This is a genomic window from Delftia sp. CH05 (genome assembly GCF_009827015.1).
In the GTDB taxonomy this organism is placed as follows: Bacteria; Pseudomonadota; Gammaproteobacteria; order Burkholderiales; family Burkholderiaceae_C; genus Comamonas; species Comamonas tsuruhatensis.
Map to the genome: position 1 here is coordinate 85,165 of NZ_WUMG01000001.1, position 24,684 is coordinate 109,848.

The 24,684-nt window shown below is 66.3% G+C and carries 17 protein-coding genes; 3 read left to right on the forward strand and 14 right to left on the reverse strand.

What is annotated here, in order from left to right:
- Window positions 1–13: 13 nt before the first annotated feature.
- From GRX31_RS00385 to GRX31_RS00395, 3 genes are all read right to left on the reverse strand, one after another.
- Window positions 14–1,150 (reverse strand): TolC family protein, encoded by a 1,137-nt coding sequence (locus GRX31_RS00385; protein ID WP_223275166.1) that lies wholly within the window; start codon window positions 1,148–1,150, stop codon window positions 14–16.
- 316 nt (window positions 1,151–1,466) lie between these two features.
- Window positions 1,467–4,580: an efflux RND transporter permease subunit gene (locus tag GRX31_RS00390; protein ID WP_160850989.1), complete on the reverse strand. Its 3,114-nt coding sequence runs from the start codon at window positions 4,578–4,580 to the stop codon at window positions 1,467–1,469.
- A gap of 21 nt (window positions 4,581–4,601) precedes the next feature.
- Complete coding sequence (locus tag GRX31_RS00395; protein WP_016454185.1) at window positions 4,602–5,750, reverse strand: efflux RND transporter periplasmic adaptor subunit; 1,149 nt, start codon at window positions 5,748–5,750, stop codon at window positions 4,602–4,604.
- An 816-nt stretch (window positions 5,751–6,566) separates the two neighbouring features.
- Here GRX31_RS00395 and dinG point away from each other — a divergent pair.
- Window positions 6,567–8,741: an ATP-dependent DNA helicase DinG gene (gene dinG, locus GRX31_RS00400; protein ID WP_160850992.1), complete on the forward strand. Its 2,175-nt coding sequence runs from the start codon at window positions 6,567–6,569 to the stop codon at window positions 8,739–8,741.
- 1,523 nt (window positions 8,742–10,264) lie between these two features.
- On the opposite strand, the gene GRX31_RS00410 is transcribed toward dinG, so the two are convergent.
- Together GRX31_RS00410 and GRX31_RS00415 are read right to left on the reverse strand one after the other, a co-directional pair.
- Window positions 10,265–10,897, reverse strand: a complete 633-nt coding sequence (locus GRX31_RS00410; protein ID WP_016452298.1) for an acyloxyacyl hydrolase — start codon at window positions 10,895–10,897, stop codon at window positions 10,265–10,267.
- A gap of 176 nt (window positions 10,898–11,073) precedes the next feature.
- Window positions 11,074–11,619, reverse strand: a complete 546-nt coding sequence (locus GRX31_RS00415) for a Spy/CpxP family protein refolding chaperone (RefSeq protein WP_016447272.1) — start codon at window positions 11,617–11,619, stop codon at window positions 11,074–11,076.
- 309 nt (window positions 11,620–11,928) lie between these two features.
- Here GRX31_RS00415 and GRX31_RS00420 point away from each other — a divergent pair, with 309 nt between their 5' ends.
- A complete protein-coding gene (locus tag GRX31_RS00420) occupies window positions 11,929–12,966 on the forward strand; it encodes a recombination-associated protein RdgC (protein WP_016447273.1) in 1,038 nt (345 codons plus the stop codon).
- Between the two features lie 64 nt (window positions 12,967–13,030).
- Here the strand turns inward: GRX31_RS00420 and GRX31_RS00425 are convergent, their stop codons facing one another.
- The 8 genes from GRX31_RS00425 to GRX31_RS00460 all read right to left on the reverse strand — a co-directional run bounded on the left by GRX31_RS00425 (window position 13,031) and on the right by GRX31_RS00460 (window position 21,979).
- Window positions 13,031–14,218 (reverse strand): acetyl-CoA C-acyltransferase family protein, encoded by a 1,188-nt coding sequence (locus GRX31_RS00425; protein ID WP_047217528.1) that lies wholly within the window; start codon window positions 14,216–14,218, stop codon window positions 13,031–13,033.
- 99 nt (window positions 14,219–14,317) lie between these two features.
- Window positions 14,318–15,106, reverse strand: a complete 789-nt coding sequence (locus tag GRX31_RS00430; protein WP_160850994.1) for an enoyl-CoA hydratase/isomerase family protein — start codon at window positions 15,104–15,106, stop codon at window positions 14,318–14,320.
- 7 nt (window positions 15,107–15,113) lie between these two features.
- Window positions 15,114–16,949, reverse strand: coding sequence for an AMP-dependent synthetase/ligase (locus GRX31_RS00435; protein ID WP_160850996.1), 1,836 nt, complete (start codon window positions 16,947–16,949; stop codon window positions 15,114–15,116).
- Between the two features lie 145 nt (window positions 16,950–17,094).
- Window positions 17,095–17,913 carry an ABC transporter ATP-binding protein gene (locus GRX31_RS00440; RefSeq protein WP_016447277.1) on the reverse strand — a complete coding sequence of 273 codons (819 nt, stop codon included), beginning with the start codon at window positions 17,911–17,913 and terminating at the stop codon, window positions 17,095–17,097.
- 25 nt (window positions 17,914–17,938) lie between these two features.
- Window positions 17,939–19,120, reverse strand: coding sequence for an ABC transporter substrate-binding protein (locus GRX31_RS00445; protein ID WP_016447278.1), 1,182 nt, complete (start codon window positions 19,118–19,120; stop codon window positions 17,939–17,941).
- A gap of 36 nt (window positions 19,121–19,156) precedes the next feature.
- Complete coding sequence (locus GRX31_RS00450) at window positions 19,157–20,194, reverse strand: branched-chain amino acid ABC transporter permease (RefSeq protein ID WP_046239407.1); 1,038 nt, start codon at window positions 20,192–20,194, stop codon at window positions 19,157–19,159.
- Window positions 20,195–20,216: 22 nt separating this feature from the next.
- Window positions 20,217–21,098, reverse strand: a complete 882-nt coding sequence (locus GRX31_RS00455; protein WP_017406956.1) for a branched-chain amino acid ABC transporter permease — start codon at window positions 21,096–21,098, stop codon at window positions 20,217–20,219.
- Window positions 21,095–21,979, reverse strand: a complete 885-nt coding sequence (locus GRX31_RS00460) for an ABC transporter ATP-binding protein (protein ID WP_160850998.1) — start codon at window positions 21,977–21,979, stop codon at window positions 21,095–21,097. Before GRX31_RS00460 ends, GRX31_RS00455 begins: the two co-directional genes overlap by 4 nt.
- 130 nt (window positions 21,980–22,109) lie before the next feature.
- On the opposite strand from GRX31_RS00460, the gene GRX31_RS00465 reads away from it, so the two are divergent.
- On the forward strand, window positions 22,110–22,853 hold the full coding sequence (locus GRX31_RS00465; RefSeq protein WP_016452290.1) for a TetR/AcrR family transcriptional regulator: 744 nt from the start codon (window positions 22,110–22,112) through the stop codon (window positions 22,851–22,853).
- Window positions 22,854–23,053: 200 nt separating this feature from the next.
- Here the strand turns inward: GRX31_RS00465 and GRX31_RS00470 are convergent, their stop codons facing one another.
- A complete protein-coding gene (locus GRX31_RS00470; protein WP_160851000.1) occupies window positions 23,054–24,679 on the reverse strand; it encodes an ATP-binding protein in 1,626 nt (541 codons plus the stop codon).
- Between the last annotated feature and the right edge of the window lie 5 nt (window positions 24,680–24,684).

Genomic DNA, 24,684 nt, shown 5'->3' on the forward strand with positions numbered 1-24,684 from the left:
CCGCATGAAACCGTCAGGGCGCAGCCCACATCGGCAGATCGCCGCTGGCCACGCGCACCTGCCACTCGGCCAGCATCATTTCCTTGACCAGGTCCAGGTGCTCCAGGCGGTGCTCGTTGATCGATCCCAGCGAATCGATCAGCTCCAGGATGGAGCCCTGGCCCAGCTTGTAGGCATCCTGGGCCATCTGGTTGAGCGGCGCGATCTGGGCCAGGCCCTGCTTTTCGTAGGCGCGCACGGCATCGCGGCGCAGCTTCAGCTGCCTGATGGCGCGCTGCAGCTCGGTACGCGCCTCGATCAGCGCGGCGTCGTAGCGCAGCTGGGCCTGCTCGGCCTCCACCTGGGCACGCGCGATGGGGCCTTCACGGCGATCGAACAGCGGCAGCTCCACCGACACGCCGATCTGGTTGTAGTTGCCGTCCAGCCGGTTGCGCACCCGCGCCACGCTGATGCTGGGCGTGGGCAGGGCTTCGCGGCGTTCCAGCTCGACCTTGTGGCGCAGCTGGTCCAGCTCGGCCTGGGCGGCCACCAGGGCCGGCAGGCGCAGGCGCGCGGCCTCCCAAAGTTCCTGCTCGTGCAACAGCTGGGCCACGGGAACGGCCTGCAGGCTGCCTGTGGCGCGCGGCGCCCATTGGGGCAGGGCGGCCAGGGCGGCGGCGTGCGAGGCGGCATCCTGCCAGTCCGACTGGGCCTGGCTGACCTGCATGGCCATCTGGGCCTGCTGCAGGCTCAGGCGCGCGCCGTCATAGCGGCTGCGCGCACCGGCCTCGATCTGTCCGCGCACGATATTGCCCGCGCTGTTCAGGGCCTCCTGCGCCTCTTGCCAGACCTTCAGGCGCTGCTGCGTCATCAGCAGGTCGATGAAGGCCGTGGCTGCATCGTTGAGCGTGGTGGCCACGGCCACCTCGACATTGGCACGCGCCGCCGTCTCGCCCTTGCGCGCGTTCTCCATGCGCAGGCGCCGCTGGCCGAAAATGGGCAGCGGCTGCTCGATGCCCCACTGCTTCTCGCCCGGCTTGCTGCTGTACGACGCCGAAGGATTGGGAAACGCCGCCGCCGTGCGGCTGTCCGCCTGCGCAATCCCGATCTGCAGCCGCTGCGCAGCCAGCTGGGGCTGGTTGCGCACCACCATCTGCAGATACTCCTGCATCCCCACCGGCTGCTGCGGCGCAGCCGCCGGAGCCACCTCGGAGGCAGGCGCCGCAGTGATGGCCGGCACAGCCGCCCCGCCCGGTACAGCGGGTACAGCGGGTACAGCGGGTACAGCGGGTACAGCCTGCTGCGCAAGCGCAGAACCCGCCCCGCAGCACAGCGCCACAGCCACAAACAGGGCCCGATAACGGGCGCTGCCTGCAAAACCGGCGCGACCAAAAGCCAGGGACGCCGAGCAAGAGCCGCCTCGCGGCGAGGGCGTCGTCCCCCCCGCGAAGCGAGAGGGGGAAGCGGCGCAGCCGCTCAGGGGGTGCTTACTCTTTTTCATCGAGTTCTTCCTGCGTCAACATGTTCTTGGGGCCCAGCAGCGCATAGAGCACGGGCAGCAGCACCAGGGCCACCAGGGGCAGCACCACCATGCCGCCCACGATCACGGAGGCGAAGGGCTTTTGCGTCTCGCTGCCCACGCCCGTGGACAGCGCCATGGGCAGCAGGCCCAGCAGCGCCAGCAGCGCCACGAGCACGATGGAGCGCATGCGCTCGGCAGCGCCCTCGACCAGGGCCTGCATCATGGGCATACCCTGCCGTCGCAGCTCCTCCACGGCCGAGACCACCAGCAGCCCGGCCAGCGCCACCTGCCCCAGCAAGGCAATGAAGCCGATGGCCGCGCTGATGGACAGCTCGATGCCCGCCAAGTGCAGGGCCGCGATGCCGCCCACCATGGTGAAGGGCGCGCACAGCAAGATGATGCCGGCGCTGCGCGCCTGGCCCAGCGCGCCGAACAGCAGGGCGTAGACGATGATCAGCGACAGCGGCACCACGATCTTCAGGCGTGCGGCCGCGCGCTGCTGGTTCTCCCACTCGCCGCCCCAGACGGCCTGGTAGCCCTCGGGGATCTTCACGTTCTTCTTGAACGTGGCCAGCGTGTCCTTGACCACGGAGCCGATGTCGCGGCCTTCCACGTTGAACTTGAGCGCCATGTAGCGCGCATTGCCTTCGCGGAAGATGGAGGAGTTGCCGATCTTGATGGCGACCTGGCCCACGGAGTGCAGCGGCACCGAGCCGCCCGCAGCGCCATTGGGCAGGGGGATGGCGATGTTGCGGATACGCTCCTCATCCATGCGGTCCACATAGGGCAGGCGTACGCGCACGGGCACGGGGTACTCGCCCTCCCACAGCGTGGTGGAGATGTTGCCGGCCAGCGCCGCTTCCAGCGTCTTTTGCGCGGTCTCCATGGCAATGCCCTGGCGCGCCAGCGCCTGGCGGTCGAACTCCACGTGCACCTGGGGCGCAGGCGCGTCGCGGTACAGGCCCAGGTCGACCACGCCGTCGATGTCCTTCACCAGGTCCACGGTCTGCTGCAGGATGGAGCGCAGCTGCGGAATGTCGGGGCCGAAGACCTTGAGCACCACCTGGCCGCGCGCGCCGGACGTCGATTCCTCCACGCTGTCGCGGATGGGCTGGGCGAAGTTGAACGACACGCCCGGAATCTCGCTGAGCGTGGCGCGCATCTGCTCGATGAGCTGGGGCTTGGTCAGGCCCTTGCGCCATTCGCCGTGGCCCTTCAGGCGCACCAGCACCTTGGCCAGGTTCAGCGTCTCGTTGTCGGTGCCGGACTCGGGACGGCCCTGCTCGGTGGTGACGGTGATGACCTCGGGGAAGGTCTTCAGGCGCAGGCGCACGTCGCGCAGCACTTCCTGGCCCTTTTCCAGCGAGATCGATGCCGGCATCTGCACCAGCACGTAGGCGTCGCCTTCATCGAGCTCGGGCAGGAATTCCGTGCCCAGCCAGGCGGCCGACAGGCCGGCCGCCACCAGGATGGCCAGCGAGGCGACCACCACCATGACACGGCGCCGCCCGGCGCCCAGCAGGCTGCCGATCCAGTGCTGGTAGCCGTGGTGCGCGCGGTCGAAGATCTTGGGCTCTTCCACCATCACGTGCTGGGGCTTGAGGAACAGCGCGCACAGCGCCGGCACCAGGCCCATGGCGAAGACCAGGGCACCCAGCAGCGCGAAGCTGTAGGTCATGGCCAGCGGACGGAAGATGCGGCCCTCGATGCTTTCCAGCGAGAACACGGGGATCAGCGCCGCGATCACGATGGCCATGGCGAACAGCGTGGGCTTGGCCACGGCCACGGCCGAGTCGATGATGATGTGGCGCATGTCCGCCTGCGTCTGCGGCTTGCGCAGGCGGGCGTTGCGGATGATGTTCTCGGCCAGCACCACGGCGCCGTCCACCATGATGCCGAAGTCGATGGCGCCCATGGAGATCAGGTTGGCCGGCATGCCCAGCAGGTGCAGGCCGATGAAGGCCACCAGCAGCGACAGCGGGATCACCGTGGCCACGATCAGCGAGCCGCGCAGGCTGCGCAGGAACAGCCACAGCACGCCCACGATCAGCGTGGCGCCGAACAGCAGGTTGTGCTGCACCGTGCCCAGCGTGTGGCCGACCAGGTCGGAGCGGTCGTAGTTGGTCTCCATGTGCATGCCCTCGGGCAGGCCGCCGTCATTGAGCGCGGCCACCTTGGCATGGATCTGGTCCAGCACCACCGAGGGGTTCTCGCCGCGCTTGAGCAGCACGATGCCCTGGACCACGTCGTCGGCATCGTCCATGCCCACCGAGCCCTGGCGCGGCGTGTGCGACTGCACCACGCGCGCCACGTCGCCAATGGTCACGGGCGCGCTGCCGCGCATGGCCACGACCACGCCCTGGATCTCCTGCGGCGTGCGCAGCAGGCCGATGCCGCGGATGATCAGCGACTGCTCGCCGCGGCGCATCAGGCCGCCGCCCACGTTGCGGTTGGACTTGGACAGGGCATCGCTCACGTCTTCCAGCGACAGGCCCAGCGCATACAGCTTCTCGGGATCGACCTCGACGTGGTACTCCTTGACGAAGCCGCCGATGCTGACCACGTCGGCCACGCCCTGCACCTGCTTGAGCACGCGCACCACGCGCCATTCCTGCTCGGTGCGCAGCTGCGCCAGCGTGTGGCGGTCGCTCTTCAGGCGGTAGTAGAAGATCTTGCCCAGCGGCGTGTAGTCGGGCGCCATCTCGGGCGTGACGCCGTCGGGCAGATTGGCCTGGGGCAGGCGCTGCGACACCTCGGCGCGCGCATGGAAGCTGTCGGCCTCGTCATTGAAGACGAGGTTGATCATGGCCAGGCCGAAGTAGCTCTCCGAGCGCAGCGACACCAGGCCCGGCGTGCCGTTGAGCTCGCGCTCCAGCGGCTGGGTGATCTGGCGCTCCACCTCCTCGGGGGCCAGGCCCGGCGCCTGGGCAATCACGCCCACCTGCACATTGGTCACATCGGGATAGGCCTCGATGGCCGTGTGCAGGTACGAATACACGCCATAGATGGCGATGATCAGGGTGGCGCACAGGGCGACGAGCCGCCGGTGCACCACAAACGCTATCAGGGAACGCAGCATTGATGGGACTCCTTGCCGCGATCAGAGCAGCTGGCTGGCTGCGCCGTCGAGCAGCAGGCCACCGCGCACGACGATCTTCTCACCCGACTTCAGGCCCGACACCACGGGCACCATGCCGCGCGAGGGCCGGCCCAGCACCACGGTGCGGGCCTCGAACTGCAGCTCGCCGGTCTGCACGAAGACGATGCTGCGGCTTTCATCCTTGATGAGCACGGCCGTCACGGGGATCAGCATCTCGTGCTCGTTGGAGACCTGCAGGCCCACGCGCGCCTGCATGCCGGAACGCAGCACGGGGTTTTGCGCATCGAGCTGCACGATGACGGAGGCGCGGCGCGATTCCTTGTCCAGCGTGGCGCCCAGGTGGCGCACCGTGCCGGTCAGGGGCTTGGGCAGCTGCGGCACATCGACCTGCACGGCACTGCCCAGGCGGATGCCGGGCAGATCGCTTTCGAAGACATCGGCCACCACGTTCATGGCGGCGGGATCGCCGATCAGGAACAGCTCGCCGCTGGGCTCGACCGAGGCGCCGACCACGGCCTTGCGCTCGGCCACCACGCCGGCGCGCGGCGCACGCAGCACCAGCCGGTCGCCGCCGCCTTGCCCCAGCAGCGCCGACGTGCCCTGGGCACGCGCGAGCTCCTGGGCCGACTCGCGCAGCTTGGCCTGGGCCGCACGCAGATCCACTTCCACGCCCACGCCCTTGTCCACCATGGTCTGCTGGCGCCGCACTTCCACGGTTGCCACGTCATGCGCGCTGCGGGCAGCTTCCACTTCGTAGCGCACGCGCAGCGCCTCGGGGCTGACCAGGGTGGCCAGCTCGTCGCCGGCCTTGACGATGTCGCCCACGTGGGCACGCACGGACACCACGCGCGCGGCCAGCGGCACCGAGACGGTGGCCACGCGGTCCTCGGCAAAGGTCACGCGCGCCGGCGCCCAGGCCATCTGCGTGCCCTGCGGATCGGCCACCGCGGCGATGTCCAGCATCTTCAGCGACTCGGGCTTGACCCGCACCACGCCGGCGGGCGCGGGTGCCTGCGCGGCAGGCTCGTTCTGTGCCGATGCCTTGGATGCATCGCAGCCCGCCACAAGGCAGGCCACGGCGATGACGGCGCATGCCGAGGCCGCCGGAAACCGGGCTGCCGTGGGCAGGCCCGCAAGTGTCTTGATCATTCTTGCCCCTTCAATCCATGCCTGGAGCGCAGGGACTGCAGCGAGCCGACCCTTGTCTCCTGAGATGAAACAGATGCTAGAAAACGCATCTTCCGGCGTGCGTGAAGCCTTCATTACCGTTTGGTAAGGCACTCGCATGCCCTGGGCTCGCCCCCGGGACCTGTCCCCGGCGGGGATGGTCTGTGCCTTTGCCGGACTTTTGCGAGATCCGGCGCGGTCCGCGGCGCACAGCCTGCGCGGCCCCGGACCTGCCGCCTGGCGTGGGACCCAGGCCAGGCCGCAGCGGCGGCAGACCTGTGGATATCCCGGGGAAAAATGTGCCCTGCAAAGCCAGAGATCTGCACAAGCCCTGTTTTCCACAGTGATGACAACTTCCATCACCTTCTGCAAATTGCAGCAAACCTGAATCCGCGAAAAATTCGTTGCAAATCAACGATGAATCGCGACAATTACTCAATCAATCCACAGGTATGCCAACAGCATGCACACAAGATTGACCACAGGCCGCACACCCTGGCAGCTGTGGGCAAGACTGTGGATGCAGCCACGCGCACAGCCATCAACGGCCATGGGAACAATCCAGGAACAGCCGGTGGACAGATGTCCATCCCGGCCACCGATACCCACCTGTACGCACATGCGATTGGCGGGTGCAGTGATCCATATGACGTGCAGCTTGTAGGCTGTACGGCATACGAAAAACGCGCTTTGTGCGCTGTATTCCATAAGATTTCGCATCTTATTTAATACATATCACTGTACGAATCCTTATAAACAGACGGACCAAAGTGATCCATCTGGTCGAAATACGCCGAAATGCATGAAAAAAAATGGGCTGACCAAGCCCTGAAATCCTTCGATGACGTGGTCGGAGCCATCCCAGGGTTCCGAAATCGTGAGGGGCAGCGAAAAATGGCGGCCCAGGTCGCGCAGACCTTGAGCCAGGCCCAGCTGGGAAAAATCGATGAGGGCGCGCCGGAGCCCACCCGGTCCATTGCCGTGGTGCAGGCCGGAACGGGGGTGGGCAAATCGCTGGCGTACAGCATTCCCGCCATTTCGATGGCGCTGGCGCGCGGCACCCGGGTGCTGATTTCCACGGCCACCGTGGCGCTGCAGGAACAGCTGGTGAACAAGGATCTGCCCGCGCTGGCCCAGCAGCTGGAGCAGCCTTTCAAGTTCGCGCTGGCCAAGGGCCGGGGCCGCTTTGTCTGCAAACTGAAGCTGGAGCGGCTGGCCAGCACCGGCGAGGCCCAGGACGAGGATCTGGACGATCTGTTCGCCGAGGAAAAGGCCCAGGCCCAAAGCCGCGTGGCACGCCCGGCCCTGGAGCTGGAGGCGCGCATGCAGTTCTACAAAAACATGGCCAACGCGCTGGCCAGCCAGGCCTGGGACGGCGACCGCGACTCTCTGGAAACCCCGCCCGAGGCCGAGGCCTGGAGCCCCGTGGCGGCCGAATCCTCGTCCTGCACGGGCAAGCACTGCCCGGCCTTCAGCAACTGCGTCTACTACGAGCGCCGCAAGGACTTGGTGGCCGCCCAGGTCATCGTGGCCAACCACGATCTGCTGCTGTCCTCCCTGGGCGCGCGGCTGCTGCCCGAGCTGGACAACTGCCTTCTGGTGCTGGACGAAGCCCACCATCTGCCCGCCACGGCGCTGGGCCAGTTCGCCGGCGAGATGGACCTGAGCCGCCTGGGCTGGATAGACAAGCTGACCAGCCGCGCCCTGCGCGTGAATACCCTGGTCGAAGTGGAGGAACTGGCCGACCTGCCCAGCCATGCAAGCCAGCTGCGCCAGCAGCTGCAGGAACTGGCGCGCCTGGTGATGGAGCTGTACGGCGATACGCTCAAGTCACAAAAGGACAGCTGGGGGCCGGCCCGGGTGCGCGTGCCGCGCGGCATGCTGCCCGAGCCCCTGCTGGAGCCGCTGGGCCGGGCGGCCCACCATGCCAACAGCTTTCTCGACGCGCTGCGCGCCATCTCCAAGGCGCTGCGCGCCGCCATCAAGGACAATCCAGAGGAAGCACGCAGGTTGTCTACAGCTTATGCACAGGTTGGCGCACTGGCACCCCGCCTGGAATCCGTCTATGACACGGCCCAGTTGCTGATGCAGCAGCCGGCGCAGGATGACGACAGTAGCCGCGTGCCCAATGCCAAATGGTTCACGTTGGAGACAGATGGCGAGTACATCGTGGTCAAGGCCCATGCCAGCCCCATCCTGCCCGGCGCCACGCTGCGCCATCACCTGTGGTCCCAGGTGCGCGGCGCGGTGCTCACGTCGGCCACCTTGACCAGCTGTGGACAATTCGACTTCTTCCTGCGCGAGGCCGGCCTGCACGACGATGCGGCCGTGACCACGCTGGAAGTGCCCAGCCCCTTCGACTACGCGCGACAGGGCACGCTGGTGGCGCGCGAAACCGTGGCCGATCCGAAGGAAGCCGCCCGCTTCACCCAGGAGATGGTGGACGCGCTGCTGGGCGACCTGTCCCGTGTGCAGGCCGGCGCCCTGGTGCTGTTCACCTCGCGCGAGCAGATGCGCCTGGCGGTGGATGCGCTGTCCACGGCCATGCGCTCGCAGGTGCTGGTGCAGACGGCCATGCCCCGCGCCCTGCTGCTGGCCCGCCACCGCGATGCCGTGGAGATGGGCGAGCCCTCCATCATCTTCGGCATGCAGTCCTTCGGGGAGGGACTGGACCTGCCCGGCGCACTGTGCGAGTCCCTGTTCATCACCAAGCTGCCCTTTGCCCCGCCCGACGACCCCGTGGGCGAGGCCCGCGCCGAATGGCTGCGCAGCAGCGGCCGCAACCCCTTCAACGAACTCGTGGTGCCCGCCACGGCGATACGGCTGGCCCAGTGGGTGGGCCGCGCCATCCGCACCGAGGAAGACCAGGCCCATGTCTACTGCTATGACCGGCGCCTGGTGAACACCAGCTATGGCCAGCAGCTGCTCAAGGGCCTGCCGCCCTTTGCCCTGCAGCGCCGCCCGGCACGCTGAGACGAAAGCTGTGGAAAGAACGGGGAAACCAGCCCCTCTCCGTTTCCTCCACCTCGCTCCATCCACATAAGCCCTTGATTTCAGGCAATTTTCCTGAAAACCATCCTCCCGATTGCCCACAGGCCATTTGCACACAGCCTGTGGGCAACTTCACTCCACGGGATCCGTTCATGCATGCGGCGCCCGGCAACAGGTTCAAAGGACCTGCGCGACCTCGCAGGCCACACCTGCCGACCACCCCCGGAGATCACGGCCCACAGGCCATCAGGCGGCCCCAGGAAGCGCTTTGGCGCCCCTGCAGGGGTCCTGGCATCTGCCTGGTGTTTGCGCTGTCTGCGGGCCGTTGGAGAGACGGCCTGATTCCCATCCTTTCTCCCTGCAGTGCTGCAGCCATCACTTTTCGTGATTGCCCTTGCCAGTGCTGGATCAGCTGCTCCTGATTCGGATGCACAGGCCGCTTGCAGGGCCCAGATCAAGGATTGAATTTTTTTGAATGAACAACGGCGGCCTCTGGCGTGTCCGCATGTGCCCGTGCGAGAGACGCCGTTTCCTCGAAGTTTTCCCTGGTTGTTCACAGCCTGGCGTGAAAAAGGCCGTCGTTCACCTGCATGCCAACCGGGTGACGGGTGACGTCTTGTCTTCATGAGCAAGGCCATCGCCCAGGAGTCTTGCGGATTTTTTGCAGACAGGCGCGCCAATTTCGCTGGAGCGCAGTCCTTCTTTGCACTTGCCTGGCTCCAGCCAAGCTCACGCGTCTGTTTTTTTGGCAAACCTGGCTGCCTTGGCTTCCCGGCGTGACTTCGCCTTTGGTTGTTCTTTGATCTTCTTATAAAGAATAGTCGTAGTAGTAGAGGCATGATATCTCTGTGGATAACTGCCATTACCTTAAAAAAAACAAGGATCTAGCGTACTGAAAAACATGTGGTCAACGCCCTGTTCCTGGTGTCTTGCCAACGGGGATAGATTGCATGTCACGGATTTTTCTGTGGATAACTTGAAAGTTGATCATCTTCTATCCACAGTTTTACATGACAGGCTTTTTTTGTGATGTTTTCTCGTAAGTTATTGATTTAAAAGAAATTTAAGCGTTTACCACTCAGAAGGCAGACCTGTGATGCATGGATGAACACAGGGTCTGACCATGCTGTGATCTGTTGACAAGCAGCTTTTCCTGGGTAAGGGGGCTGCTTTTTTTATCCAGATCGGCGTTCGTGCTGTGAAAAACCGAGCTCGGCTGTTATTCCTATTTCTTCTATTTTTTAATTAGTAGTAGTAGTAAGTGAAGCGCTTAATTGTTGATAACTGATTTTTCACATGGAAAATCAATAAGTTATGAGTATGCAAACCCTGTGGTGGATGCTGCCTTGCAGCTGCACCCGTTTTGGGAACAACTTTCCGAGATGCATCCATCCTGTGAATAAGCATGGATTTACAAGGTTTTTATACCCAGGTTTTTCCACAGGCCTGCAGCGGGCAAAAAAAAGACCACCTCGCGGGTGGTCGGGGCTGGGCTGCAGCGATGGTCAGAAATGGTGGGCGTAGCGCAGCTGCAGGAAGTTTTCGCCGGGGTTGGGCTTCTTGATGCCAGCGTTGGAATGGTGCTCCAGCCTCAGCACCAGTTCATGCTGGCCTTGGTTGCCAAACAGGTAGCCCACGCCGATATGGGTGGCGAAGTTGTAGCGGGTCGGGAATTCCTTCTCGTCCGTGACGTAGCGCCGGTTCAGTGCCCAGCTCAGACCCACGCCGGTTTCTGCAAACCAGGGCGACTGTCCGTTGCTGCCACGCCAGCGCAGCGTGGGATTGATGCCCACCACCCAGGTGCTGCGGTGGCTGCCTTCCAGGGGGGCGGACCATCGCGCGCCCCAGATATCCCAGTAGCCGCTGAGCTGGCCGCCCCACAGCGCATGGCGCCAGTTGCGCCAGGGCACGGTAACGCCCAGGGTCCAGCTGTCGGCGCTGCGCTCGGCCGCGCCATATTGCAGGTACAGGGAAGGGGTGGATTCCGGCGCCAAGGATTGCGCCTGGGTCGCCATCGGCAGGACAGCGCCTGCGCAGGCCAGCATCACGGTCGCTACCAGGCGTGCTGGCGGATGGATGCGTGCCTTGGCGAGGCGCTGGTAGCTGGATGGCGTCGTTTGAATGATTTTGAGGGCCATGATCTTCTCCGGGGGCGGCACACGTTGCTGTGCCTGTAACACTCTAGGGAGGCTGGTGAAGACCAGGGCGTCAGCAAAAAAGCCCTTGCACTGTCGGTCGCCCGACAAGGCGTCCGTGCAAGGGCTGGCTCAAGCAATCCGGCTGCCCGCCGGTGGCAGGCAGGCCAGGCTGGCGCTTACTGGGCAGGTGCCGGGGCAGGGCGGGCCTGGCCGCTCTTGTGGTCATGGCGCGGGCCGTGGCCCATGCCGTGGTGGCCAGGGTGTCCCTTGTGCAGCGTGGCGGCATCGAAGGTCTTTTGCTGGTTGGCGTCCAGCTGGGCGTAGAAGGCCTTGGTGGCTTCGCCGCGGCGATCGGCATCGGCCGCGCGCTGGGCGCGCATTTCACGCATCTTGTCGATGCGCTGGGGCGTGGTCAGCTTGGCGAAGTCCTCGCGCTCCATGCGCTGGGGACGCTCGCCGGGCTTGAAGGTGGCCGCATAGGTGTTCCATGCGGTCTCCTGGGCCGGCGTGAGCTTGAGGTCGGCCTTGAGCTTTGCGATGCGCTGCTGCATGTGCTCGCGGCGCTCGCCGGGCTTGTGCATTGGACGTTCGGGCTTGGGCGTGGTGGCTGCAGCCGGTGCTGCCGGCGCGGCGGTCTGGGCGTACGAGGGCAGGGCGAACGATGCCAGCAAGGCGGTGGCAGCTGCGGCGCTGGCGAGGGTGCGGCGGAAGGTGGTGGTCATTCCAAAATCCTTTCTGGAGAGGGTGACTGAAGGCCGCCGTCAAGGCACTTGGCGGGCCCTGTGCAGCGGATGGTTGAAGTGTGGTCGTCCGATGTATCGGGGCCGTGAGGTTTTGCGCAGGGCTTGTAAAGAATTGACAAGCTTGTGCAGCGCTGTCCGGTGCCAGGCATGCACAATGGCCGGGCGGGGCGCCAAGGCATGGCGCCCCTGCTGTTTTTTCTGTTTTCTCCCTCTGGATGGAGGCGGCGCAGCCCGGTGTTGCACACCCTCTTGCGGCACGGCCGCAGTCCGTCCGAGCAAAGGTTCGCTATGTTCAAAAACATGATCGTCTATCGCATTGCCGAGAGCTGGCAGGGCGATTTGCAGCAGCTTGAAGAAGCCCTGGGCAAGAGCCCGTTTGCCGAGTGCGGCGCCACGCAGGAGCGCAGCGCCGGCTGGGTGCCGCCGCGCGGTGAGCCCCATGGCCCGCTGGCCGAGTCCGTGGCCAATCAGTGGGTGATGCGCTTCATGACCGAGGCCAAGATGCTGCCGGCCAGCGTGCTCAACCGCCGCGTCAACGAGAAGGCCGCCCACATCGAGGCCACCGAAGGCCGCAAGCCCGGCAAGAAGGAAAAGAAGGAACTCAAGGACGAGGCCAAGCTGGACCTGCTGCCCATGGCCTTCACCAAGCAGGGCTCCATGTGGGTGTGGCTGGACCCGCAGGCCCGCACCCTGGTGCTGGACACCGGCAGCCAGGCGCGCGCCGACGAGGTGGTCAGCTCGCTGGTGGAGGGCCTCACAGGCTTTGCGCTGGCCCTGGTCGATACGCAGACCAGCGCACAGGCCGCCATGGCGCACTGGCTGACCACGCAGGAAAGCCCGGCCGGCTTTTCGATTGACCGTGAATGCGAGCTCAAGGCCGCCGACGAATCCAAGGCCGTGGTGCGCTATGCGCGCCATCCGCTGGACATCGACGAGGTGCGCCAGCACATCGAGCACGGCAAGCTGCCCACACGCCTGGCGCTGACCTGGGACGACCGCGTGAGCTTTGTGCTGACCGAGGGTCTGCAGATCCGCAAGATCGCGCTGCTCGATGCCGTGATGGAAGGCCAGTCGCAGGACGACGGCGGCTTCGATGCCGACGTGGCGATTGCCACGGGCGAGCTGTCCAGGCTCATCCCCGATCTGATCGAGGCGTTGGGCGGGGAAGGGCGCACGGGCCTGGGCCAGGATCTTCCCGCATCGCTGCAGACGCCTGCTGCCCACGCTCCCGCGACGGCACCGCGCGCAGCGGCATCGGGCCGTGGTGCGCTGACGGGGCCGGCCACGGCACCCGTGGACACGGCGCCTGAAGAAGCGCCGTTCTGAGCCAGCAGCCGGGCACCCGGGCCGGCAATGTTTCATGTGAAACATCGCCGCGCCCCCAGGGCGCTCAGACCCTTTCGAAGATGGCTGCGATGCCCTGGCCGCCGCCTATGCACATGGTCACCAGCGCATAGCGGCCGCCCGTGCGCTGCAGTTCGGCGATGGCCTTGGTGGTGATGATGGCGCCCGTGGCGCCGACCGGGTGGCCCAGCGAGATGCCCGAGCCGTTGGGATTGACCTTGGCCGGGTCCAGCGCCAGTTGCTGGATCACGGCGCAGGCCTGGGCCGCAAAGGCCTCGTTGGCCTCGATGACGTCCATGTCTGCAATCTTCAGGCCCGTGCGCTGCAGCACCTTCTGCGTAGCCGGCACGGGGCCTATGCCCATGTAGGCGGGGTCCACGCCGGCATGGGCGTAGCCCACCAGGCGCGCCAGCGGCTTCAGTCCCAGGGCAGCCACGCGATCGCCTGCGGCCAGTGCCACGGCGGCGGCACCGTCGTTGATGCCCGAGGCATTGCCGGCCGTCACGGTGCCGCCTTCCTTGCGGAAGGCCGGCTTCATGGCGCTGAGCACTTCGATGGTGGTGGCCGCGCGCACATGCTCGTCGGTGTCGAAGACCACGACGCCCTTGCGCGTGGCGATTTCCACGGGAACGATCTGCTCCTTGAAGTGGCCGGCCGCGATGGCAGCGGCCGCGCGCTGGTGGCTGGCCGCTGCCAGTTCATCCTGCATTTCGCGGCTGATGTGGTAGCGCTCGGCCACGTTCTCGGCCGTGATGCCCATGTGCATCTTCTGCCAGGGATCGTGCAGGATGCCCAGCATGTAGTCGATGCTCTTGGCGTCGCCCATGCGCGCGCCCCAGCGCGCGGCCTGGTCGAAGTAGGGGCCGCGGCTCATGGACTCGCTGCCGCCGCCGATGGCCACGTCGCAATCGCCCAGCGCAATGGCCTGGGCGGCAGAGACGATGGCCTGCAGGCCGGAGCCGCACAGCCGGTTGACGTTGAAGGCCGGCGTCTCGATGGGGCAGCCCGCATCGATGGCGGCCACGCGCGAGAGGTAGGCGTCCTTGGTATCGGTGGGGATCACATTGCCCATGACCACGTGGCCGACGGCGTCGGGCGCCAGGCCCGCGCGCTCGATGGCGGCCTTGACGGCCGTGGTGGCCAGCTGGGTGTTGGGTACGTCCTTGAGGCTGCCGCCGAAGGTGCCGATGGCGGTGCGCGCAGTGCCGACGACGAAGACGTCGCGTGGGGTCATGGTGAAGCTCCTCGAAGCGATGAACACGGGGGATGGAGTGCATTGTGCCGGGCAGGCGGCAGGCAGCGCAGCCGCCTCGGCGTCAGTTCCGGGCGCAGGTCAACGTCCCTCGAATTGCGGAGTCTGCTTGGCGTGGAACGCCGCAATGCCGCGCGGCAGGTCGGCCGTGCGGGCACAGGCATCGAAGGCGCAGGCCTCGGCCGCCAGCTGGTCGCGCAGGCTGCGGTCCAGACCGGCGCGCATGAGGCGGCGCATATGGCCCAGCGCCACCGTGGGGCCGGCGGCCAGGCGCTGGGCCAGCTGCTGCACGGCGGCGTCGAGTTCGGCGGGCGGCAGGACGCGGTTGATCAGGCTCAGGCGCTGCGCTTGGGCGCAGTCCAGGGTCTCGCCCAGCATGGCGATCTCCAGCGCGTTGCGCAGGCCCACGATGCGCGGCAGCGCCCAGGAGGCTCCCACGTCGCAGCTGGCGCCCAGGTTGATGTAGGCCAGGTTGAAGCGTGTGCCCTCGGCCGCGCAGACGAAGTCGGCCTGCAGCATCAGCGACAGGCCTGCGCCTGCCGCCGCGCCATGCACCTTGGCGATGACGGGCGCATCGAGCTGGCCCAGCAGCGCCACGGCCTCGTTGAGCGGCGCCAGCAGCTCGGCTGCGCCGCGCACGGGGTCGGCGGCCAGCGTGTCCAGGTCGCCGCCCGCCATGAAGGCGCGGCCCGCGCCTTCCAGCACCACGCAGCGCAGCGCGCGGTCCTGGGCCAGGGCGCGCACGGCGTCGCGCAGCGCCAGTGCCATGGGCACGTCGATGGCGTTGAGGGCGGCGGGGCGGTGGAAGGTCAGCGTGGCGATGGCGCCTTCGCGCTGCAGCCGCAGCGGGGTGTCTTGCGTATCGGTCATGGGAGGCTCAGTGGTACAGGGCGTCGATTTCGGCGGCGTAGGTCTTGTAGATGGAAGAACGGCGCACCTTCATCGTGGCCGTGACTTCGCCATCGTCGTGGTCCAGCTCCTTGGTCAGCAGATGGAAGCGCCGCACATGCGAGACCTGGGCCAGGCGCGCATTGCCCTGTGCGATCTCGGCCTCGATGAGCGCGCGCACCTCGGGCATCTCGGCCAGGGAGCGGAAATGCGTGAAGGCAATGCGCCGCGCCTGTGCCCATTGGCCCACGGTCTCGTAGTCGATCTGAACCAGCGCGCCCACGAACTTGCGGCCCTCGGCCACGACGATGCACTCCTTGATGAAGGGGCTGGCCTTCATGGTGTTCTCGATCTCCGAGGGCGTGAGGTTCTTGCCGCCGGCGGTGATCATGATGTCCTTGAGGCGGTCCACGATGCGCAGCTGGCCGCCCTGCAGGCGCACCACGTCGCCCGTGTGCAGCCAGCCGTCCTGGATGCTTTGCGCCGTGGCCTCGGGGTTCTTGTAGTAGCCCGCGAAGACCATGTCGCCCTTGATCTGCAGTTCGCCGCTGTCGTCACCCTCGTGGCCCGCGCTGCTGCCGAGGCTGGCAATGCGCCATTGCACGCCTTCGGTGGCCACGCCTACGCTGCCCACGGACACGTCGTCCAGCCGGTGGCCCGTGACCATGCCCGTGGATTCGGTCAGGCCGTAGACCTCGATCAGCGGCACGCCCAGCGTGCGGAAAAAGCGCACCACGTCGGCTGGTATGGGCGCGGCGCCCGTGAGCGCCACGCGCGCCTCGCGCAGGCCGATGAAGTTCTGCAGTGCGCGCAGCACGCTCCAGTAGCTGGCGGCCCAGGTGAGGTGTTCGGCCAGGCTCCACTGCCTGCGGGGCTTTTCGGCCAGCGGCGCGCAGGCCGCCATGGCACGCCGGTAGAGCGTGCGGCGCAGCGACCCGGTCTCCTGCATCTTGATGCTGATGGCCGCATGCAGCTTTTCCCAGATGCGCGGCACGCCCAGGAACATGTTGGGCGCGACTTCGCGCAGGTCTTCCTGCACCGTGCGGATGGACTCGCCGAAGTGCACCTGCGAGCCCAGGTAGACCGGCACGAAGCTGGTCAGCATCTGCTCGGCCACGTGGCACAGCGGCAGGTAGGACAGGTGGCGCGTGCCGCCATCCAGCCCCAGCCGCTCGGCAATGCCGGGCACCACGCCGCGGATGTTGCGGTAGGTGATCATGGCGCCCTTGGGCTTGCCGGTGGAGCCCGAGGTGTAGATCATCAGCCCCACGTCATCCAGCGTCTGGCGTGCCAGCGCCTCTTCGATGGGGGCGCGGCTGGCGGCCTGGGCGCCCAGGCGCTCGACCTCGTCGAAGGTGGTGATCAGGGCGCGCAGCTCGGGCGCAAGGCTGCGCAGGCCCTTGGTCTCCATGACGATGATTTTCTGCAGCTGCGGCAGCTCGGGCAGGGCGGCCAGCAGCTTGTCGGTCTGCTCCTGGTCCTCGCACACCATGATGGCGATGTCCGCGTGTCCGGCCACGTAGGCGACCTCGGGCGTGGGACTGGTGGGGTAGACGCCCACGGTGATGGCGCCGATCAGGCCCGCGCCCATCTGGGCCAGCACCCACTCGATGCGGTTCTCGGAGATCACGCCCATGTGGCCGCCTGGCGGCAGGCCCAGCTGCGCCAGGCCCAGCCCGAAGTGGCTGGCACGCTCGTGGTAGCGCGCCCAGCTGGTGGGCTTCCAGATGCCGAAGTCCTTTTGCCGTATGGCCACGCGCTGGGCATCGCTGCGCGCGCGTTCGGCCAGCATCTGGGGCAGGGTGAGTTCGGGAAGGTTCTTCATATCAATGACCCATCGCGCTGCCTGTGACACTGGCGTGCCCCCACACGGGAGCACCGAGGAAGGGCCGCCCCGCACCGAGGATGCTGTCCCCCTCCCTCGCGAAGCGGGAGAGAGGGGGAAGGCGCGAAGCGACTCAGGGGGTGCTTCATGACAACCAGCGCTTGCGGCGCTTGTAGTGCTTCAGGTCGCGAAAACTTTTTGCCTCGCCGCCACCACCCATGCCCAGGTAGAACTCGCGCACGTCAGCATCCTGGGCCAGGCGTTCGGCCGGGCCGTCGATGACGATCTTGCCGTTCTCCATGATGTAGCCGCTGTGCGCCACGGCCAGGGCCACGGTGGCGTTCTGCTCGACCAGCAGCATGGAGGTGCCGCGCTCGGCATTGATGCGCGCGATGATGGTGAAGATGTCCTCCACCAGCTTGGGCGCCAGGCCCAGCGAGGGCTCGTCCAGCAGCATGAGCTGGGGCTCGGCGATCAGCGCGCGGCCAATGGCCAGCATCTGCTGCTCGCCGCCCGACAGGTAGCCGGCCAGGCCTTTGCGTCGCTCATGCAGGCGCGGGAAGTAGCTGTAGACCAGGTCGAAGTCGGGCTTGACTTGATGGCGGCCCGTGAGCGCGTAGGTCGCGGCCACGAGGTTTTCCTCCACCGTGAGGTCCTCGAACACGCGCCGGCCCTCCATCACATGCGACAGCCCCAGGCGCACCAGCTGCTGGGGCGCGTACTGCGCGGTGGACTGGCCGTTGTAGCGCACGCTGCCGCTGGCCAGCAGGCCGTCCTCCAGCGCCAGCAGTCCGGAGACGGCCTTGAGCGTGGTGCTCTTGCCCGCGCCGTTGCTGCCCAGCAGCGCCACGATCTGGCCGCGCGGCACGGCCAGCGAAAGGCCCCGCAGGGCCTGCACGACCTTGTTGTAGATGACCTCGATGTTGTTGATTTCGAGGACCTTGTCCGTGGGCTGCTCGGTCATGTGCGGGCGTCTGTTCGGACGACAGTCAAAGTGCGATCCAGTCAGAGGCGGGCAGCATCTTCTGCGCCTTCATATCTGCCTTGTAGACGCGGCCCACGGGGATGGAATTGCCCTTGATGGTGATGGGCACGCCGATCAGTCCGCCCGTGTCGAAGTCCTTGATGGAGTTGAGCGCTGCCTTGAGGTTGGGGCCGGTGAGCGGCTTGCCCGCGTCCAGGCAGCGCCTGGCCGATTCCACGAACAGCATGGCCGCCAGAAAGCCCTGGATATAGGCCGTGCTCTGGTACTCGGGGCGCAGCGCGCGGATCTTGTCCAGCATGGGCGCCTTGGCCGAGGTGTCGTAGTAGTAGCGGTAGGGCATGACGCCCATGAAGCCGTCGCCGGCCTCGCCCATCTTCATGACGGTGGAGCTGTCCATGGTCCAGAAGGTGCCCATCCATCGGCTGGTCATGCCCATCTGCTTGCCCTGCTGGATGAACTCGGGAATGGGCGCGAGGATGTAGCCGTGGAAGATGGTGTAGTCGGGTGCGGCGCGGCGCAGCTTGATGACTTCGGTGGACACGTCCACGCTGCCGGGCGGCGTCATCAGCTTGGCCACCATGTTCAGGCCCAGCTTCTTGGCGGCCGCTTCGCTGGCCTCGATGGGGTCGCGGCCGAATTCGGAGTCGGAGTAGACGAAGGCCACCTTGGCGCCCGGCTTTTCCTTGGCGATGTGCTTGAGCAGGATGCCGAACATCTCCGTGTAGTCGGGCCCCACGAGGAACTGGTTCGGGTACTTGGCCGGGTTGTTGAGTTCGGTGGCGAAGGAGGCGCCCGCCATGAGGATGGCGCCGTTGCGGTCCAACTCGGGGTTGATGGTCTTGGAAAAGCCCGTGGAGTCGCCGTAGTAGAGGTTGACCTTGTTCTGGCTGGTGATCTTCTTGAACGCGGCCACCGAGACATCGACCTTGTAGCCCGTGTCCTCGGGCACGTAGCGGACCTTGCGGCCCTTGATGCCGCCGGCCTCGTTGACGATCTTCACGTAGTCGCCCATGCCGGCATTGATGCCCACGCCCGCGAAGGCGAACACGCCCGTCATGGGGATGGAGCCGCCGATCACGATGTCTTCGCCACCGGCCTGGGCGCGGGCGGCCAGCGGCGCGGCCAGGCTGGCGCCGGCCGCCAGCAGCAGGCTGCGGCGGCGCGAGGAAGTCGGGTGTTGCTGCATGCTTGTCTCCTTTTGCTTGTCGTGCGCGGCGCCGCCTCAATTGCGGAAGGGCCACAGGTGGAAGAAGCGGCGCAGGCGCCGCCACATTTGTGCGAGCCCCTGCGGCTCGAAGACCAGAAAGACGATGATCAGCAGCCCGAACACCATGGTGCGCACGGGCGACAGGAAGACGGTGAGCTCGGAGCCGCCGGGCAGCAGGTCCACGATGAGCTTGAGCAGCTCCGGCACCATGGTCATGAAGACCGCGCCCAGGATGGAGCCCAGGATGGAGCCCATGCCGCCGACGATGATGGCCGCCAGAAAGAAGATGGACATCAAGAGCGGAAAGCTCTCAGGCGTGACCACGCGGAAGAAGTACGCCCACAGCCCGCCCGCCACGCCCGCGTAGAACGAGGACAGCCCGAACGACAGCAGCTTGTAGCGCAGCAGCGGTATGCCCAGCACCTCGGCCGAGATGTCGCGGTCGCGGATGGCGATGAAGGCGCGGCCTGTGCGTGTGCGAAACAGGTTGGCCGCGCCCAGCAGCATCAGCAGCGTGACCGGCACGATCACCCAGTACAGCCGGAACGAGGTGTCCAGCGCCACACCGAACACCGTGGCCGGCTGCAGCGTCAGGCCGGCCGTGCCGCCCGTGAGCCTGAGGTTGGCGAACAGGAAGTGCGCGATGAACGAGGCCGCGATGGTGGCAATCGCCAGGTACAGGCCCTTGACGCGCAGCGAGGGCAGGCCCACCACGATGCCGCCCAGCATGGCCACGAAGCCGCCCGCCAGCAGGTTGAACAGCACGGGCGTGCCCCAGCGCGCCTGCACGATGGCCACCGTATAGGCGCCCAGGCCCATGAAGGCGGCCTGGCCCAGGCTCACCAGGCCCGTGTAGCCCGTGAGGATGTTCAGCCCCGTGGCGCTGGCCACGTTGATGCTGACCAGGCAGGCCAGGTACAGCCAGTAGTCGCTGGCCATGAAGGGAAACAGCACCAGCAGCGCGCCGGCCACGGCCAGCCAGATGCGTTGCGTGCGGGAGTCGAACAGCGCCGCGTCGGCGATGTAGCTTTCCTTGAGGGTGCCTATGCGCATGCTGCCGTCTTTCTGAAGCTGTCTAGAGCCGCTCGATCTCGTGTGTGCCGAACAGGCCGTAGGGCCTGAGCATCAGCACCACGACCAGCACGATGAAGGTGGCCAGCAGCTTGTATTCGCCGCCCAGGTAGGCGCCGGCCAGCGCCTCCACCAGGCCGATGAACAGGCCGCCGACCAGGGCGCCCAGCACGCTGTCCAGCCCGCCCACGATGACGACCACCAGCACCGACAGGCCGAACACGCCCATGCTCGACGAGATGCCGCCGATGGAGCCGACGATGATTCCCGACACGGCGGCGATCATGGCCGACACCGCCCACGCCAGCGAGAACACGCGCGGCACATTGATGCCCACCGAATAGGCCGCTGCCTGGTCGCTGGCCGTCGCACGCAGGGCCACGCCGCCGCGCCAGTAGCGGAACACCAGCAGCACGGCCGCGATGAAGACCACGGCCACGGCTGCGCCCCAGGCCACCTTGGGCGCGAGAAAGGCCTCGCCGATCATCACGGGCTGCGTGGGCATGAACTCGGGCAGGCGGCGCTGGTCGGCCGTCCAGATCAGCTCCACCAGGCCCACCAGCACCGAGGCCAGGCCCACGGTGACCATGAACACCGAGATCGGCGGCTCGCCCAGCAGCGGCCGGATCATCGTGCGCTCGATCAGCGCGCCCAGCAGCCCCGTGCCCAGCACGGCGGCGGGAATGGCCAGCCACAGCGGCAGCGCGAACATGGCCGCGAAGGTGAAGAACAGGTAGGCGCCCACCATCAGCAGCTCGCCGATGGCGATGTTGACCACGCGCGTGGCCTTGTAGACCACCACGAAGGCCAGCGCGGCCAGCGCATACAGGCCGCCGCCGGCCAGGCCCGTGAGGGCGATCTCGAACAGGTAGGCCCAGTCCATCATGCGGCTTCCTGTGCCAGGGCAGGCTGCGGCGTGGCGGGCTCCGGCCGGGCGGACGCGCCACGCAGCCGGCGCCGCAGCTCGCCCACATCACCGGCGCCCAGGTAGGCCCGGTTCACCTCGGGATCGGCCTGCACCGCGGCCGGCGTGCCCTGGGCGATGACCTGGCCGAAGTTGAGCACCACCACATGGTCTGACAGGTCCATGACCATGCCCATGTCGTGCTCCACCATGAGCACGGTCACGCCCCATTCGGCGCGCACGTCCAGGATGAAGCGCGCCATGTCCTCGGTCTCCTCGCGGTTCATGCCGGCCACGGGCTCGTCCAGCATCAGGATGCGCGGCTGCATGGCCAGGGCGCGCGCCATCTCCACGCGCTTTTGCAACCCGTAGGACAGGGCGGCCACGGGCGCATGGCGGATGTGGTCTATCTCCAGGAAATCGATGATGCGCTCCTCGATGTCGCGGCGCAGCTCGGCCTCTTCGCGGCGAGCGCGGCCCAGATAGAGCAGGGCATCGAACACGTTGGTGCGCAGGTGGGCGTGGCGGCCCAGCTTGATGTTGTCCAGCACCGTCATGCCCCGGAACAGCGCAATGTTCTGGAAGCTGCGCCCCAGGCCCAGCCGCGCGCGGCGCGGCGCCGGCACGCGCGTGATGTCCTCGCCCTGGAAGCGGATGGAGCCGCCCGTGGGCCGGTAAAAGCCCGAGATGGTGTTGAACAGCGACGTCTTGCCCGCGCCGTTGGGACCGATCACGGCCGTGATCGAGCCGGGCTGCACATCGAAGCCCACGCCCGACAGCGCCTTCACGCCGCCAAAGGCGAGCGTGACGCCATCGACCTGCAGCAAGGGGGCGGGCCGGCCGCCGTCGGGGTGTGTCTCCATGGCTGTCTCGTGCGTGGGTTCGTCGAGTCGGGCAGGAGCCTACTGGTGCGTAGACTGCTTACTTTGGAGTAGATTCTGGTTGTCGCCCACCGCATGCAGCATCGGTGATTTCCCCGGTGCACCCGCCGCCATGAAGCCATCGAGCCCTGAAACCAAGACCCGACCCAGCCCCGGAACCCGCGCCCGCAAAGGCCGTGCGGCGCCCGCCGTGGACTCGCCCTGGAGCGGCACGCCCGACCGCGAGCAGCAGCGCGAGGCCAAGCGCCAGGCCGTGCTGCAGGCCGCCGCGCAGCTGTTCAACGAGCGCGGCTTCTCCGCCACCTCGCTGGACGACATCGCCGCGCGGCTGGGCGTGAGCAAGCCCACGCTGTACTACTACGTCAAGAACAAGGACGAGATCCTGCTGCAGTGCGTGAACCAGGGCCTGGCCATGACGCTGGAAGGCATCGAGGCCTCGCGCCGCGCAGGTGGCCAGGCCGTGGACCAGCTGCGCGCCTGCATGCAGGTCTATGCGCGCATCGTCACCATGGACTTCGGCATGTGCCTGATCCGTGTCGGCGACGAACAGGTCCCTCCCGACAGCCGCCGCGAACTGCGCCGCCAGAAGGCCGCCATAGACCAGGCCTTCCGGCGCCTGGTGGCCGCCGGCGTGCAGGAGGGCTCCCTGGCCCCCTGCGACCCCAAGATGACGGCCTTTGTCATCGCGGGCGCGCTCAGCTGGATAGGCCGCTGGTACCAGCCTGGCGGCCAGTACTCGGCCGAGGAAGTGGCGCAACAGTGCATTGATACCTTGATGGGGGGGGTGTTGCGCAGGGCGGAGCCTGCTCGGCGCGCGGCCTCCGCAAAGCGCGCGGCAAACCCTTCCAAGGATTGAGCCGAAGCCGCACATGCCCGCAGAGCTTTGGTTCTATAGAGGTGTTTCCAAGAGCCTAAAAGAGCCTCCGGCAATTTTGGGGCGCTTTATAAGTCGTTGTGGTTAAACAGTTTTTCGCACTCTCTAAAAGAGGCTAAAGAACTTGGCATCTTTTGGACTCATAGACCGGTCTTGATGCCACGGCCCAAACGCTGCAGATATCAATCCGACAAATGCCATCGTGCCCAACGGCGCGCACCCATCAGCTGGAGGCGCCCCTCATTGCGCAGCTCTTTCAGCAGATCCTGAACGGCACTCATTGGCAAGGACGGCAGCACCTGCCGCAGTTCGGCCAGCGCAGCACCATGCTCTCTGTGCTTTGTGAGGTGTTTGAGCAGCAGCGCCTTGTTGGTCTCTCTGTCCAGGCCGCGTTGCCGGGTATGCGTTCCTTTGGCGCCCAAAGACGCATACAAGGCCTCGGACAGGATGTAGCGCGTCCCTTTGCCTCGACCTATGGATTCCACCGCTCCCGCCGCCAGCAGGCCTGCAAGGCGTTCCCTCAAAGGGGCAGACAGCGGCTTTTCCTGTTGCAGGCATTCCAGCGCGAGGTAGTCCAATGTCGAGAAGCTGCTCAGCTTCTCTTCGCCGAGGTGCTCCATGAAGCGTACGAAGGCCGGGTTGCGCACTCCGCCTTCCAGGGTCAACCGTACTTCGTGGGCGGATGTTCCTGCAAGGCTGGGCAGGGGCTTGCCTTGTCGCACCGCGCTTTCCACCATGAGATTCAGGCCTTGACCAGAGCGCTCGATCAAGCCGCAGCGGGCGAGGGCTTCGGCGAGTCTGCGATTGCGCGGATTCTGTTGGTCAATGATGTTCTCGGGCGTGATTCCGGGCGGCAGCCCTCCCGGGCTGATCACCTCCAGCCGCTTGGAAAATTGCCTGACGAAAATCGAACCACCCAGGCGATAGTCCCTATGGGCAACCGCATTCAGGAGCGCTTCCCGGACCGGAACCTCGGCAAATGTCGGCAGGTCCATGCGGAAAAAGTCGTCCTGGTAGCTTTGGCGGTCATTGCGCAAGTTGATCTTTTTCCAGAGCGCGTCCTGCCACGCAAAAAAGCCCTCTCGAAACTCTTCGCGATCGGCAGCCGGTCCTGCCGATTCGGACGACCGGTATTCAAAGACCAGCTCCGCCTGGGCCAACCATCTTGTCAGAGCCGCTCTTTTGCCGAACAGGATGAGCGCGGCATAGCTCACCTGATTGCCTTCTACGAGCAACTCTGCATCCCGCAGGGTCTGTTCGTCGCTCAGTTCGCGTCTGCGAGCGGTATTGCCTTTGCGAGCCCAGCGCTCCCGGAACAATGCAATGGATGACGGCTCCAGATCCTCCAGCGTGGCCCCTTGGCATGGCTGTGCCGAGAAGTCGGGGCCGGTTTCATCGAAGATGGCCCGCAGTTCTTGCGCGCTCATTGCCGCCAGATCATCGCCGGCCCGTTTGAGAAAGCTGCCGTCGATCTGCCATGCTGTGCCCGGCAGCCGGGAGGGCACACGCACAACCAGCACACGGCCTTGCGGCAGGCGCAGTTCCTCAACAGGGATACGGTGGCCCAGTCTCTGGTGCAATCCGGCCTCGGTGCGGCCCGGGTCTTCGAACGCCTGCGTACCCACGATGAGGCGAGGTCGTCTGTCGGTCACGCCCAGCACGATGGCGCCGCCGCCTTCGTTGGCCAGGGCTACGCAGTACTTGAGCAGTTTTTCAAAGTCATAGCGCTGCTTGGCTTCCTTGAACTCAAGCCGCTGACCTTCAGGCTCAAGCAACCATTGGTGAAGCTGGGTGGGCGTGGTGAGCATGCCCA

Coding starts and splice junctions, on each gene's coding strand:
- GRX31_RS00385 (WP_223275166.1), bottom strand. CDS start 1,150: ATGCAGGAGTATCTGCAGATGGTGGTGCGCAACCAGCCCCAGCTGGCT.
- GRX31_RS00390 (WP_160850989.1), bottom strand. CDS start 4,580: ATGCTGCGTTCCCTGATAGCGTTTGTGGTGCACCGGCGGCTCGTCGCC.
- GRX31_RS00395 (WP_016454185.1), bottom strand. CDS start 5,750: ATGATCAAGACACTTGCGGGCCTGCCCACGGCAGCCCGGTTTCCGGCG.
- dinG (WP_160850992.1), top strand. CDS start 6,567: ATGCATGAAAAAAAATGGGCTGACCAAGCCCTGAAATCCTTCGATGAC.
- GRX31_RS00410 (WP_016452298.1), bottom strand. CDS start 10,897: ATGGCCCTCAAAATCATTCAAACGACGCCATCCAGCTACCAGCGCCTC.
- GRX31_RS00415 (WP_016447272.1), bottom strand. CDS start 11,619: ATGACCACCACCTTCCGCCGCACCCTCGCCAGCGCCGCAGCTGCCACC.
- GRX31_RS00420 (WP_016447273.1), top strand. CDS start 11,929: ATGTTCAAAAACATGATCGTCTATCGCATTGCCGAGAGCTGGCAGGGC.
- GRX31_RS00425 (WP_047217528.1), bottom strand. CDS start 14,218: ATGACCCCACGCGACGTCTTCGTCGTCGGCACTGCGCGCACCGCCATC.
- GRX31_RS00430 (WP_160850994.1), bottom strand. CDS start 15,106: ATGACCGATACGCAAGACACCCCGCTGCGGCTGCAGCGCGAAGGCGCC.
- GRX31_RS00435 (WP_160850996.1), bottom strand. CDS start 16,949: ATGAAGAACCTTCCCGAACTCACCCTGCCCCAGATGCTGGCCGAACGC.
- GRX31_RS00440 (WP_016447277.1), bottom strand. CDS start 17,913: ATGACCGAGCAGCCCACGGACAAGGTCCTCGAAATCAACAACATCGAG.
- GRX31_RS00445 (WP_016447278.1), bottom strand. CDS start 19,120: ATGCAGCAACACCCGACTTCCTCGCGCCGCCGCAGCCTGCTGCTGGCG.
- GRX31_RS00450 (WP_046239407.1), bottom strand. CDS start 20,194: ATGCGCATAGGCACCCTCAAGGAAAGCTACATCGCCGACGCGGCGCTG.
- GRX31_RS00455 (WP_017406956.1), bottom strand. CDS start 21,098: ATGATGGACTGGGCCTACCTGTTCGAGATCGCCCTCACGGGCCTGGCC.
- GRX31_RS00460 (WP_160850998.1), bottom strand. CDS start 21,979: ATGGAGACACACCCCGACGGCGGCCGGCCCGCCCCCTTGCTGCAGGTC.
- GRX31_RS00465 (WP_016452290.1), top strand. CDS start 22,110: ATGAAGCCATCGAGCCCTGAAACCAAGACCCGACCCAGCCCCGGAACC.
- GRX31_RS00470 (WP_160851000.1), bottom strand. CDS start 24,679: ATGCTCACCACGCCCACCCAGCTTCACCAATGGTTGCTTGAGCCTGAA.